The organism is Saccharothrix hoggarensis (genome assembly GCF_042678885.1).
Taxonomy (GTDB): domain Bacteria; phylum Actinomycetota; class Actinomycetes; order Mycobacteriales; family Pseudonocardiaceae; genus Actinosynnema; species Actinosynnema hoggarensis.
The window spans coordinates 1-13,460 of the sequence record NZ_JBHTLK010000048.1 but is presented as its reverse complement, the minus strand read 5'-3'; the positions used below and the strand labels follow the sequence as shown (position 1 = coordinate 13,460).

Genomic DNA, 13,460 nt, shown 5'->3' with positions numbered 1-13,460 from the left:
TCCCGCTCACGCCGCCTCCCCGGCGAGCACGGCGAACACCACGGGCGCGCGGCGACCGCTCAACGTGGTCGGCCAGGTCGCGATCAGCGCCCGACCGGACCGCAGCAGCACCCAGCCGTCGGCGTGCACCCGCTCGACGGTGATCGCCTGCGTGAACTCGCCGGTCTTGCGGACGCACTCGATCGCGCTCCACAGCCGGGTCGCGGCCACGTCCACCGGGTCGCCGGCCTCGGCCACGAGCAGGTCGCGCACCGGCAGCAGGTCCGGCCCGAGCAGCCCGGACCAGTCGTCCGCGCTCCGGTGGGCGACCTCCTGCACGTCGCACGCCAGCACGTCGGAGCCGACCACGGCGAGGGTGAGCCCGGCGCTGTGCGACGCGCTCACCGAGGCGCCGTCCAGTTCCGGCTTCCCGTCCGGCCGGTACCCCACCCGAGTGGGCACACCGACCGCACGGCTCACCGCGAGCCGCGTCTGCGCCCGCCGCTCGACCGTGCCGCCCGCCCCGTCGGCCGGGTCCGGTTCGACGACGACCGCGCGGCTGCCGCCGAGCACGCGTTCCAGCGACCGCTCCAGGTGCGAGCCGAGCATGGACGGCGTCCACGGGCCCGCGCCGTCGCGCTTGCGCACCGCGCGCAGCGTCAGCCCCTCCCAGCGCTCCACCACCTCGCCGGACGGTGTCCGCACGTCGAGGTCGTAGACGTAGCTGTCGCCGTCCTGCGACCGCTCCCGCGCGTCGAGGACCAGGTAGTCCACGTCCTGGTCGGCGGGCTTCGCGAGGTACAGCCGCTCGATCCGCTGCGGCAGCAGGGTGGCGTCCGGGACGCAGCACTGGATGGCGTGCATCATCGCGTCCCTGGCGCCGGGGTCGGCGAGGAGCCGCTGCTGCGGCAGGAACGCCGCGAACCACGTCGACTCCTGCCGGACCGCGATCTCGGCGACCGCGTGCCGCGCGTTCGCCCGCCGGTACCCGGTGAGCCGCTGGAACCGCTTGCCCTGGAACAGCACCGTGCCGTACAGCTCGGTCACCGGGTCGACCGGCACCAGCGGCAGCGCCGGTTCGCCGGTGGCCGGCTCGCCGGGGACCTCCGGCCGCGGGAACCGCAGCCTGGCGCGGAAGTGCTCGGCGCTGAACCCGGTCTCCGAGCTGCGCAGCACCACGTCCACCGTGCCGCCGTCGCCGGCCAGGGCCGCCAGGCGGATCGTCGTGCTGCCGTCCGGCGGGACCACGATCGGCCGCAGGAACTCGACGTCCTCCAGCAGCGGCGGCGCGGTGTTGCCGGTCACCGCCACGGCGACCTGCGTCATGGCCTCCATGCCGAGCACGGCGGGGAACAGCAGCTGCCGGTCCAGCAGGTGGTCGTCGAGGTACGGGTCGCTGCCGGAGCCGAGGTCCGCCTCGGTGATCAGCTCGATGCCCGGGTAGTGCACGACGGCGCGGTCCACGAACCGCGTCAGCGGCAGCTCGGCCCGCTCCAGCGGCAACGTCACCAGGCCCGCCGCGCGGCCGCTCACCACGAGCGTGCCGCTGGCATTCGTGCCGAGCAGCTTGCGGAGCACCTGGATGCCGTTCTCCGCCGAGATCGGCGTGATCCCGTCCCGCTTCAACGCCTCCACGACGCCGAGCCGCTCGCCCATGCCCGCGCCCGACCACACCGACCACTCCAGCGCCAAAGCCCTGGCGTTCGGGTGCTCGCGCTGGAACCGCTCGGTCAGCTCGCTCATCCAGCTGTTGGCGGTGGCGTAGTGCGCCTCGCCGCGCAGGCCGGCCCGGCCGATGATGCTGCCGAACGTCACCAGGAGCTTGACCCGGTCCTGGTCCACGGCGTCCAGCACGGCCCGCAGGCCGTCGACCTTGGGCGCCAGCGTGGCCCGGAACGCGGTCTCGGTGAGGCTGAACAACGCGGCCGGCTCGTTGCGGCCCGCGCCGTGCAGCACCGCCGTGACCGGGCCCAGCTCGCGCTGGACGCGTTCGATCGCGGCGGCCACCTGGTCGGCGGCGGTCACGTCGGCGCGCTCGTACCGGTACTCGATGCCGGCGGCGTCGAGCCGGGCCAGGTTGCCGGCCAGCTCCTCGTCGTGCGCCGGGTCGGCCCGGCCGAGCAGCGCGAGCCTGGCGTGGGAGTCCTTCGCCATGGCGAGGGCGCACTCCGCCGTGATGCCCTTGCCGCCGCCGGTCACCAGCAGCACGTCCGCCGCGTCGAGCGGGGACCCGCCCACCTCCGCGGGGAGGGTGAAGACGCGCAGCACCGGGACCCAGCGCCGGCCGACCTCGTCGTAGCGCACCTCGGCGAAGTCCGCCGTGGCCGCGGCCTCGCGGGTCACCTTGGCCACCGCCGCGGCGACGACCACGGGGTCGGTGGGCGTGACGTCGGCGAGCTCGACGATCGTGGTGCGGGCGGACGGGTCCTCCAGCCGCAGCGTCTTCGCCAGGCCCGACGCGCCGAGACCCTGCTGCACCACGACGAACCGGGTGCCGGTCGCGGCGGCCATCGCGGTGCGGCCGGCGTCGAGCATCAGCCCGGCGTGGCTCGCGTCGCAGTCCGCGGGCAGGCACAGCAGCACGCCGTCGCCGATGCCCGCCTCGGCCAACGCGGCCCGCAGCGGCTCCACCAGGGGGTGCCCCGGCGTGGCGAACGCGGTCCACTCGCCGGTCGGGGTGCCGGAGCCGACCTCCACCGAGGGCGGCGGCGCCTCGACCCAGTCCACCGCGAACGGGCGGACCCACGGCGCGACACCGGCGACCTCGCCGGACGCGGGTTCCTTGTCCTGCTCGGTCTCGGCCAGCTCGTCGATCATCTCGGCCAGCTCGCCGAGGCAGACCGTGGCGAAGTTCGGCATGGCCTCGAACGGGGGCCGGCCGAGCGCCCGGGTGGCCTCGTTCACCAGCTGGCCGACGGTGATCGAGCTGAGGTGCAGGTCGTCCAGCGGGTGGGTGTCCGCGCTGATCGTCTCCAGCGGCAGCTCGACCTTCTCGGAGGCGAGCTTGCGCAGCAGCTCCAGCGTCGGGTTCGCCCCGGCGCCGGCCACCGCGGGCCGGTCCGCCTGCGGCGCCTCCACCGCGACGGGCTGGTCCAGCTCGGCCAGGCCCGCGTCCAGCGCGGGAGCCGCCTCGCACGGGCTGGCCAGGAACGTCATCGTGCCGTCGAGCGGCAGCGGGCGCACCACGCGGCCGGCGAACAACGCGGCCGTGTCCACGTCCGCGCCGAGCGCGAACGCCGCGCCCACCGCGGAGAGCAGCGGCACCAGGGAGTTGTTGTCGGTGTCGAGCGACAGCACCGGCGTGCCCGGCGCGATCTCCGCCAGCAGCCCGGCCAGCACCCGTCCGGGGCCGACCTCCAGCGCCAGGTCGGCGCGCTCGACCGCCCGTGCGGCGGCCTCGCGGAACCGGACCGGCAGCAGCACCTGGTCCGGCAGCAGCTCGCGCAGGTCCTCCGCCGCGTGCAGCACCTCGCCGGTCACGGTGGACACCACGGGCCGGCTCAGGCGGTCGAACTCGAAGTCGGCCAGGTGCTCGGCCATCGCCACCGCCGCGGGCTGCACCAGCGGCGAGTGGAACGCGTGCGAGACGTTGATCCGGCTGGCCTGCACGCCGGCGGCCCGCGCCCTGGCGCACACCCGGTCCACCGCGTCGGCCGGGCCGGAGATCACGGTCTGCCTGGGGCTGTTGTACCCGGCGATGCCGACGTCCTCGCCGGCCATCAGCCGCTCGGCGGAGTCCGGGCCGACCGCCAGGCCGGCCATCGCGCCGCCGCCCTTGCTCGCCCGAGCCATCACCGCGCCGCGGATGCGGGCCAGCTGCTGCACCCTGGCCTCGTCCATCGCGCCGCCCCAGTGCAGCGCGGTCAGCTCGCCGAGGCTGTGCCCGACGGCGATGTCGCCCTCGATGCCGAGGCCGCGCAGCACGCGCAGACCGGCCAGCGAACCCGTGACGATGCGCGGCTGCGCCACCTCCGTGGCCACCTGGTCGCCGTCGACCGGCAGGCCCGCGGACCGGAACACCTCCTCCGCCGCGGCGAACCGGCGGCGGATCGCGCCGACCGCGCCCCGCCCGGAACCCTGCCCGGGGAACAGGAACGCGATGCTCGGCGCGGTGGAGCGGTGGTCGAGGAAGACGCCCTCGTCCGGCGCGAAGAGGCTCTCCTGGCCCGCGTCGATCGCGGTCAGCAGGCGGCGCAACCGGCGCTCGGCCTCCTCCGGCCCGGACGCCACGACGGCCGCCCGCACGGGGTGGCCGCCCAGCTCGTCGGCCAGGGCCGCGGCCAGGTCGGTGATCTCGGCCATGGCGAGCTTCGGCACGACCTGGACGAGCTGGGCGACCCGCGCCCGCAACCCGTCCAGGCCGGCCGCGTCGAGCAGCAGCAGCTCGGCGTTCTGCCGTCCGCTGACCAGCTCGACCGTGGTGGCGTCGAGCTCCCTCCGGCGGGGGACGTCCGGGGCCTGCTCGATCGCCACGTGCGTGTTGATGCCGCCGAAGCCCATCGCGGACACGCCGGCGCGCACCGGCTCGTCGGACGGCCACAGCTCGGCGTCCTTCGGCACCCGCATCGCCGCGTCCGCGTCGGTCAGCAGCGGGTGCGGGGTGTGGTGACCGGTGGCGGGCGGGATGACCTGGTGGTGCACGGCGAGGGCGGCCTTGATCAGACCGACCACGCCCGCCGCCGCCTTGGTGTGCCCGAAGTTGCCCTTGACGGTGCTCAGCGCGGCCGGCCGCGCGGTGGGGTCGGCGGCACGGCGGGCCGTGGACAGCGCCTCGATCTCCGTGGCGTCGCCGACCTCGGTGCCGGTGCCGTGGCCCTCGAAGTACGACACGGTCTCGACGCCGTAACCCGCCTTGCGGTACGCCCTGGTGAGCGCCAGGCGGTGGCCTTCCGCGGCGGGGCGGGTGATGCCGCCCTTGCCGTCGGACGACACGCCCCAGCCCGCGATCGTCGCGTAGATCCGCTTGCCGGCGGCCACCGCGTCCTCCTCGCGCATCAGCACGAGCAGGCCGGCGCCCTCGCCGGGCCAGAAGCCGTTGGAGTCGCGGTCGTAGACCTTCATCTCGCCCGTGGCGAGCGCGCCGGTCTTGGCGAAGCCGATGACCTCGAACGGGTCGATCGACAGGTCGACGCCGCCCGCGAGCGCCACGTCGACGTCCTCGTCCACCAGCGCCTTCGCCGCCGTGACGATCGAGAGCAGCGACGACGAGCACGCGCCGTCGACCGTGTACCCGCCGCCGTGCAGGTCGAAGTGGTTGCAGATCCGGCCGGCGATGGTGTTCGCCAGCCCGCCGGCCAGCGAGTCCTCGTTGATCGGCGGGAACGGCGCCTTGTACTGCTCCTCCAGGTCGCCCAGGAACGCGGCGGTCTCCTGGTCGCCCCAGCCCTTGGCGGCCAGCGCGGCGGCCACCGTGCGGCGCACGTACGGCCAGCGCAGCCGCATGACGTTCGCCCGGGAGAACTCGCCGGTGAGGCTGTTGCCGAGCACCACGCCGGTGGCGTGGTTCGGCAGGCCCCGCCCGTCCGGGAACCCGGCGTCCGCCAGCGCCCGCGACGCCACCTCAAGCGCCAACCAGTGCGTGAGGTCCGTGGCGCGGTAGGTGCTACCGGCGACGCGGTACTTCACCCGGTCGAACTCGAAGTCGCGCAGCACGGCGGCTTTCTCGGCGTAGAACCGGTCGGGCGCCTCGGGGTCCGGCGACCAGTAGTCCCGCCGGTTCATCCGTTCGTCGGGCAGCCTCCGGAACGCCCGCCGCCCGGCCAGCACGTTCTCCCAGAGCTCGCCGGGGGAACCGGCATCCGGATAGCACAGCCCAATACCGACAATCGCGATCCGCTCGCTGCCCATCGACGACCTTCCGTCGTTCCAGCCTTTCCTGTACCACCCCGACCCGGCGACGTGATCCGGTACTTCCGCGGTGTGCTGGCCGCCATTCAGACGTGTGCCAGGTGACCAGCATGCGCTGCCGCACGGCGGAAGTCTTCTCCGATAGTGCCGCCCCGGAGGGCGCGTCGACCGAGGTCGCGGAATCACCGCGGGAAGGCCGGGGAAATGGCCGCCAATTATATGGGTTCTATCGCGGCGGACTTCCTCTAAATTGTGGTCCTGAATCATTGACAACGTATTGATCCGACTGCGATGTTGGTGGAGCGGCTACGGAGAGCGATCGCTCGACTTCGCTCCGGTTGCCGGGATCACATTCTCCACAGGGAAGGAACACATCTCTCATGATCGGGAAGAACGCGGCCAGGATCGTCGCAGGCTCCGCCGTGGTGCTGGGCCTGCTGACCACGGGCGGGTTGACCGCCTCCGCGGCGCCGGCGTTGACCGTGACCCCCTCCTCCGGCCTGGCCGACGGCGCCACCGTGCAGGTGTCCGCCACGGGACTCCAGGCCGGGACGACCTACGACGTCGGCGAGTGCGCCTGGGTGGAGGCCGGCGTGCTGGCGTGCGCCCCTGAGACGTTCACGCGGGCGACGGCGAATTCGGCGGGATCTCTCGACAGCCCGTTGACCGTGCGCAAGACTTTCACCGGCGTCCTCTTCGACGGCACCACCTGGGGGACCGTGGACTGCACCACCGTGCAGTGCTCGGTCGGTGTCTCCGACGCCGCGGGCAACGGCCCCGGCGGCGTGCCGATCTCGTTCGCCTGAACCACCGTCAACACCTGATCGCTGCCTGATCACCACCGTCACCACGGGGCCCGGCGCGCGGTGTCGACGCGTGACCGCACCGTGGGACTGTGAGGATCGATGTCGACCTGGCTCGACGAGTGGAACCGGGCACAGGGCACGTACGTCAACGACCGGCACCGGGAGCGCCACTTCCGGTCCATCGCGGACGACGTGATCCGGTTGCTGCCCGCGAAGACGAGCCGGGTGCTCGACTACGGCCCCGGCGACGCGCTGTTCGCCGACGACATCGCCGCGGCGTGCGCGGGAGTGATCCTGTGCGAGGCGGCGGACAGCATCCGGGACCGGCTGGTGACGCGGTTCGCCGCCAGTCCCGGCGTCTCGGTGATCGGCCCGGACGGGCTCGCCGGCCTCCCGTCCGGGTCGATCGGCCTCGTCGTCGCCCACTCGGTGGTGCAGTACCTGTCACCGGAGGAGCTGGCCGCCTTCCTGCGGGAGGCGCGCCGGTTGCTCGGCGACGACGGCGTCCTCGTCATCGGCGACATCATCCCGCGCCGCGTCGGGCTGGTGACCGACACCGCGGAACTGCTGCGCTTCGCGGCCCGGGACGGGTTCGTCCTCGCCGCTCTCCGTGCCCTCGCGCGGAATGCGGCATCGCCGTACGCACGGGTGCGCAAGCGGTTGGGACTGACCCGGTTGGACGAGCACGAGGTGGTGGAGCTGGCGAGGGAAGCGGGCCTCACCGGTTCCCGGCAGGCACGCAACCTCGGCAACAACAACCGGTCGCGGTGGACGTTCATCGCGCGCCCCGACACGTGGTCGGGGGAAGCGTCGTAGCCAGGCGTGGTCACAGCACGGAAAAGGGGCGGTGCGGCTGATTGCCGCACCGCCCCTTTCCGTCTCGCCGCGGACGGAAACCCTCATGCGGCGCGGCCGGAGTCCTCCACGTGGTCGGAACCGCTGGTGTGGTCGGCCGTCAGGCTGACCGGCAGCGAGCGCAACCGGCGCAGCGGGAGGCTGCTGTCCCACGTCAGTTCCGACTGGTCCACGGCCAGCTTCACGTCGGGGAAGCGGTCGACGAAGGCGCGCACCGCGATCCTCGCCTCGGTCCGGGACAGCCCGGCGCCGATGCAGTAGTGCGGGCCGTAGCCGAAGCTCAGGTGGTCGCGCTCGGCGGACGGCGCACCGTTCTCCGCGCCGTTCTCCGCACCGTCCACCGCGCCGTGGTTCACCGGGCAGCGGTTCACGGCCAGGATGCTGACCAGCACCGCCGCGCCGCGCGGCACCTCGTGGCCGCCAATGGTCAGCGGCTCGGCCGCGAACCGCCAGGTCGTGTTCGGCACCGGCGGGAACAGCCGCAGCGTCTCCTCGACCAGCGCGGCCGCGCCGGCGTCGGTCTTCGCCGCCTCCCGCGCCTCGGGGTCCGTCACCACCGTCATCAGCAGCGACGCGAGCAGCCCGGCCGTGGTCTCGTGACCGGCGAAGATCAGCCCGGTGACGGCGGCGGTCAGCTCCTCGGCCTGCAACAGGTCCGGATCGGCCTCGTGCACCGCGACGAGGTCGGAGATGAAGTCCTCGCCAGGCTGGTCGCGCTTGCTCTCCACGGCCCGCTCCACCCAGTGCGCGAGCAGCGCGCGCCCGGCCTTGCGGACGGAGTGCTCGGCGCCGTACGCGATGTCCTCGGTGGCCTGGCGCAGGTCGGCGTGGGCCGTGGGCGGGATGCCCAGCAGCTCGCCGATCACCGTGAGCGGCACCGGGTAGCAGTACTCGGCGACGACGTCGACGGGGTTCGCGCCCATGGTCGCGATCCGGTCCAGCCGCTCGTCGCACGCGGCCCGGATGCGGGGCTCCAGCGCGCGGATGCGGCGCGGCGTGAACGCGGGCGCGTGCACGTTGCGGAGCCGGCGGTGTTGCGCCCCTTCCACGGCGATCAGCCCGGGGTGGGGCCGGGAACGCGTGCCGAGCACGGTGAACACCTCGGTCCAGTGCGGTGGCGCCAGCGCCGCGTCCTTGACCAGCCGGGTGTCCGAGAGCACCTTCCGGGCGATGCCCGGCTCGGTGACGACCCAGACGTACCCGCCGGCGGGGTACGGCGCGCGCACCACCGGGCCGGTGGTGTGCAGCACCTCGGCCAGCACGGCCAGATCGGGGTCGCGGGCGGCCTCGGCGAGATCCATCCCGAGGTCGGGAGCCGTTGTGTCCACTGCTCCTCCGATGTTCGTGAACGACGAGTTCCCGGCTGCTCCCCGCCGACGAAACACGGCTGGGGAATTCCGGACTGCGGATGACGTGCCGCGCGGTGCGGGCTGCGCGTCGCGGGCTGCGCATGTGCGGGCTGCGCATGTGCGGGCTGTGCATTGCGGGAAGCGAGCTACGGGCGGCGAAGATCGGCCCGACAGCACGGAACCCGGCTCCGCCGCGGGGTGGGCGCGGGCCGGGTTCCGAGAAGGACTTGGCTCCGAACGGGCTCTAGAGTCGTTCCTTCAGGTGAACCTCGACGGTGTCGCCCGCCTTCTTGTCGATGGCGGACAGGATCGCCGCCTTGACCGGCAGCATGTGGACCCCGCCGCCCATCGGGAGGAACGACGTCTTGAATTCCTGACCGTCGATGGTGCCGGCCACCTTGACCGACTTGCGGGTGCCGAAGAATTCGGCGGACTCGGGCCAGGTGATGTACGTCCAGGCCCCGTCGTCCGCAGTCGTCTCCAGCTTCGCGGTGAACTTCTTTTCCTCCATGATTCCCTCCTGCTTCGGCCACCTGCGAGACTAGCAAAGCCGAGTCGTCATTCGGTCGGTTTCCCGACCGACGTGATGGACTCACAGGCGCAACATGCCGGATTCACATAAGGCGCCGTGACCGATTCACGGAATGCTCGACCCGCTCTTCTGTGCGCGATCGGGATACCGCACCCGGTGGCGCGTCGTCAAACGGTCGCCGGCGCCCGACGTGATCACTCGCGGGCCAGCTCGATGATCGACGTGACGGACGGGTGGCCGACCGGGTGGACCCCGCGCACGGTCAGACCAGCGCTCGCGGCGATGGCCCGGAGTTCGGCGAGGCCGCGCTCCTTGCCGCCGGCGCACGCGAGCATGCGCAGGTCCATCACCGTGTTGGGTGACTCGCCGTCCGAGCCGATCGCCTCGATGACGAGCACGACGCCGTCGTCGCCGGCGGCGTCGGCGCACTGCCGCAGGATCTTCACCGCCGGCTCGTCGTCCCAGTCGTGGATGATCGCGGACAGCACGTAGCCGCCCGCCCCGACGGGCAGCGGGTCGAAGAAGCTCCCCGGCGCCACGTCGGCGCGCCCGAGGAGGCCGCGCTCGCGCAACAGCTCGCGGGCCTTCCCCGCGGGCCCCGGCAGGTCGACGACGGTGCCGCGCAGCTCGCCGTGCGCCGTCAGCAGCCGGGCGAGCAGGCTGCCGTCACCGCCGCCGACGTCCACCACGTGCCCGAGCGACGCCCAGTCGTAGGCGTCGGCGATGCCGCTGTTGTCCCGCTCGATGTGCCGGCTCATCAGCGCGTCGAACGACGCCGACAGCACCGGGTCGGCGCCCAGGTCGTCCCAGAACGACAGCCCGTACCGGACGGGGTAGGAAGCCTGCCCCGTCCGGACGGAGTGCGCCAGCTCCACGAACGCCAGGTCGCCGCGGCCCACCGCGCCGTCTGAGGTGAGCCACTGCCGCTTGCCGGCCGGGTGGTCGTCGCGCAGCTGCTCGCCGAACGCGGTGAGCGCGTACCGGCCGTCGTCGTCCCGGGTGAACAGGTCGACGGTCACCAGGTGCCGCAGCAGGCGGTCGAGCGCGCCCGCGTGGGCGCCGGCGGCGTCGGCGATCTCCTCCGCCGTGCGCCGGCCGGCGGCGATGTGGTCGGCGACCCGCAACGTGGCCGCGACGCGCACCGCCATCGGGGTGGCGAGGTCCGCGAGGGTCAGCAACCCGGCGCGCTTGACGTGCTGTGCCATCGGATTCCTTCCTACCGCCGCAGCGCGCGGGCGAATTCGCGGAGGTCGCCGACGAACAGGTCGGGCTCCTCCATCGCGGCGAAGTGGCCGCCGCGGTCGTACTCGGCCCAGTGCGCGATCCGCGGGTAGCGGGCTTCGGCCAGCGCGCGGATCGGCAGCGCGGGGTCGTGCGGGAAGACGGCCACGCCGAGCGGCACGGGCAGCGGCGGCGCGGCCGGCGGCGGGGTCGACGCGGTCGGCAGCATGGCCGCGTTGTCGAAGTAGAAGTCCGCCGAGGAGCCCGCGGTGGCGGTGAACCAGTAGATGGCGACGTTGGTCAGCAGGTGGTCGCGGTCGACGGCGTCGTCGGGCGTCTTGTCCGAGTCGGTCCAGTCCTTGAACTTCTCCGCGATCCACGCCAGCTGTCCGACCGGCGAGTCGGTGAGCGCGTAGGACAGCGTGCGCGGGCGCGTCGCCTGGAGCTTCATGTAGCCGGACAGCTCGTCGGCGTACCGGGTGAGCAGCCCGAGCCGGGCGAAGTCCGCCTCGGCCAGGCCCGCCAGCTCGGCCGGGTCGCCGCTGGGCGGCGTGACGAGGAAGTTGACGTGCAGCGCGATCACGTTGTCGGGGCGCATGTGCGCGAGGATCTCGGAGATCCACGCGCCGATGTCGCCGCCCTGGGCCACGTACCGCTGGTAGCCGAGCCGGTCCATCAGCTCGCCCCAGGCGTTGGCGACGCGGCCGAACGTCCAGCCGGCGTCCGGCGTGGGGCCGGAGAAGCCGAAGCCGGGCAGGGTCGGGATGACCAGGTGGTACGCCTCGGTGGGGTCGCCGCCGTGCGCCCGCGGGTCGGTGAGCTGGTCGATGACGTCCAGGAACTCGGCGGGCGAGCCCGGCCAGCCGTGCGTGACGATCATCGGCGTCGCGTCAGCCTCGGGCGAGCGGACGTGGATGAAGTGGATGTTCGCGCCGTCGATCGTGGTGGTGAACTGCGGGAACCGGTTGAGCTTCGCCTCGGCGGCACGCCAGTCGAACGACGTCTGCCAGTACGTGGCGAGCTCCTGCAGGTAGGCCTGCGGCACGCCCCGGCTCCACCCCGCGTCCACGGGGTCCGCCGGCCACCGCGTCGCGGCCAGCCGCCGGTTGAGGTCGTCCAGGGCCACCTGTGGGATGTCGATGCGGAAGGGTTCCATCCGAGGCTCCTCATGCGCTGATGTCGAGGCTGTTCCGGTCACGCCCCGAGGCGGGGCGGCACGCGCGACTCCAGCCGAAGCTACGGACGCGGCCGAACGCCCGGCAAGGCTTCCGACAAGCCCCGCGAGGACGGCGCAAGAACGGAGAAGAATCGTCCGGAAAAGGATCGGGACCGCATTCCAAGAGTAATCGCGGGACGCGCCGGCGACCTACCGTCGACCCACAGCCGATTTCCTTTTCCCACCGGAGGACGCGCCATGGACAGGTATGCCGGCAACCACGCGGTGGTCCTCGGCGCCGGCATCGCGGGACTGCTCTCGGCCCGCGTGCTCGCCGACCACTACCGGACGGTGACCGTGGTCGACCGCGACGCGGTGACCGGGGCGTCCGGTCCCCGTCAGGCCATTCCCCAGGGTCACCACATCCACGCCCTCCTGGCGCGCGGTCAGCAGATCCTGGACGAGCTGTTCCCCGGCTTCACCGAGGAGCTGCGGTCGATCGGCGTGCCGATCGGCGACTTCGGCACCAGCCTGAGCTGGTACTTCAACGGCGAGATGATCAAGAAGACGGAGACCGGCCTGACCTGCGTGGCGGCCGGTCGTCCCCTGCTGGAGGACCGCATCCGCCGCCGGGTCACGGCGCTGCCGGAGGTGACCGTCCGCGAGCACACCGACATCGTCGGCCTCATCACGGACCCCGACCGCAAGCGGGTCACCGGCGCGCGCGTGCAGGGCCGGTCCGGTGACGCGCCGGAGGAGCTGCTGACCGCCGACCTGGTCGTGGACGCGACCGGCCGCGGCACGCGCACCCCGCGCTGGCTCGGCGAGCTGGGCTACCCGGAGGTCGCCGAGGAGCGGGTCGCGATGGACTTGACCTACACGACGTGCGACTTCCACGGCCCGCTGGAGTTCGACCCGATCGGCGACGACATCGCGCTGCTGCCGGTGGCGACGCCCGCGATCCCGCGCGGCGCGATCTTCGCCCGGCTGCCCGACCGGTACAGCGTGTCGCTCACCGGGCTGCTCGGCGACCGGCCGCCCACCGACATGGAGGGGTTCCTCGCCTACGTCGAGTCGCTGCCCGTGCCGGAGATCTACAAGGCCGTGCAGAACGCGAAGCCGATGGGCGAGCCGAAGATGTTCCGCTTCCCGGCGAGCATCCGGCGGCGCTACGACCGCATGTCCCGCCTCCCGGCGGGCCTGCTGGTGATCGGCGACGCGGCGTGCGTGTTCAACCCCGTCTACGGGCAGGGCATGACGGTGGCCGCGATCGAGTCCACCGTGCTGGCGCGGCACGTCGCCAACGGCGAGGCGCCGAACCCGCGCCGGTACTTCGCGGACCTCGCGAAGGTGACCGACGCGCCGTGGGAGATGGCCGCCAGCGCGGACCTCGCGTTCCCCGGCGTGCAGGGCCGCCGCACGCTCAAGACGTGGATGGGCAACGCCTACGTGCCGCGCGTGCAGGCCGCCGCCGTGTACGACGAGGAGCTGACCGAGGCGTTCCTGCGGGCCGCCGGCCTGGTCGACCCGCCGCAGGCCCTCATGCGCCCGTCGATCGTCAAGCGGGTGCTGCGGGGCCGCCGGTGACCGCCTGGCGGGGCACGCTCAGCACGGACCCCGCCGACCTCGACGCGGCGGCCACCGACTTCGGCCGCCAGGTCAGCGGACGCCCGGCCGCCGTGCTGCGGCCGGGCGACGCGGAGGACGTCGCGGCG

General features: G+C 73.2%; 8 protein-coding genes. 3 read left to right on the top strand and 5 right to left on the bottom strand.

Features of this window, described 5'->3' with window-relative positions; translation table 11 throughout:
• Positions 1–6 precede the first annotated feature (6 nt).
• Positions 7–5,826 carry a type I polyketide synthase gene (locus tag ACFQ3T_RS11965; protein WP_380723306.1) on the bottom strand — a complete coding sequence of 1,940 codons (5,820 nt, stop codon included), beginning with the start codon at positions 5,824–5,826 and terminating at the stop codon, positions 7–9.
• Between the two features lie 380 nt (positions 5,827–6,206).
• On the opposite strand from ACFQ3T_RS11965, the gene ACFQ3T_RS11960 reads away from it, so the two are divergent.
• Complete coding sequence (locus ACFQ3T_RS11960) at positions 6,207–6,632, top strand: enediyne antibiotic chromoprotein (RefSeq protein WP_380723305.1); 426 nt, start codon at positions 6,207–6,209, stop codon at positions 6,630–6,632.
• Between the two features lie 99 nt (positions 6,633–6,731).
• Complete coding sequence (locus ACFQ3T_RS11955; protein ID WP_380723304.1) at positions 6,732–7,448, top strand: class I SAM-dependent methyltransferase; 717 nt, start codon at positions 6,732–6,734, stop codon at positions 7,446–7,448.
• 83 nt (positions 7,449–7,531) lie between these two features.
• On the opposite strand, the gene ACFQ3T_RS11950 is transcribed toward ACFQ3T_RS11955, so the two are convergent.
• The 4 genes from ACFQ3T_RS11950 to ACFQ3T_RS11935 form a co-directional block, all read right to left on the bottom strand.
• A complete protein-coding gene (locus ACFQ3T_RS11950) occupies positions 7,532–8,815 on the bottom strand; it encodes a cytochrome P450 (RefSeq protein ID WP_380723303.1) in 1,284 nt (427 codons plus the stop codon).
• Between the two features lie 265 nt (positions 8,816–9,080).
• Complete coding sequence (locus tag ACFQ3T_RS11945; protein ID WP_380723302.1) at positions 9,081–9,347, bottom strand: DUF1905 domain-containing protein; 267 nt, start codon at positions 9,345–9,347, stop codon at positions 9,081–9,083.
• A gap of 215 nt (positions 9,348–9,562) precedes the next feature.
• Positions 9,563–10,573: a methyltransferase gene (locus ACFQ3T_RS11940; protein WP_380723301.1), complete on the bottom strand. Its 1,011-nt coding sequence runs from the start codon at positions 10,571–10,573 to the stop codon at positions 9,563–9,565.
• A gap of 11 nt (positions 10,574–10,584) precedes the next feature.
• Complete coding sequence (locus ACFQ3T_RS11935) at positions 10,585–11,745, bottom strand: epoxide hydrolase family protein (protein ID WP_380723300.1); 1,161 nt, start codon at positions 11,743–11,745, stop codon at positions 10,585–10,587.
• Positions 11,746–12,003: 258 nt separating this feature from the next.
• Here ACFQ3T_RS11935 and ACFQ3T_RS11930 point away from each other — a divergent pair, with 258 nt between their 5' ends.
• A complete protein-coding gene (locus tag ACFQ3T_RS11930; protein WP_380723298.1) occupies positions 12,004–13,332 on the top strand; it encodes an FAD-dependent oxidoreductase in 1,329 nt (442 codons plus the stop codon).
• Positions 13,333–13,460: the final 128 nt, after the last annotated feature.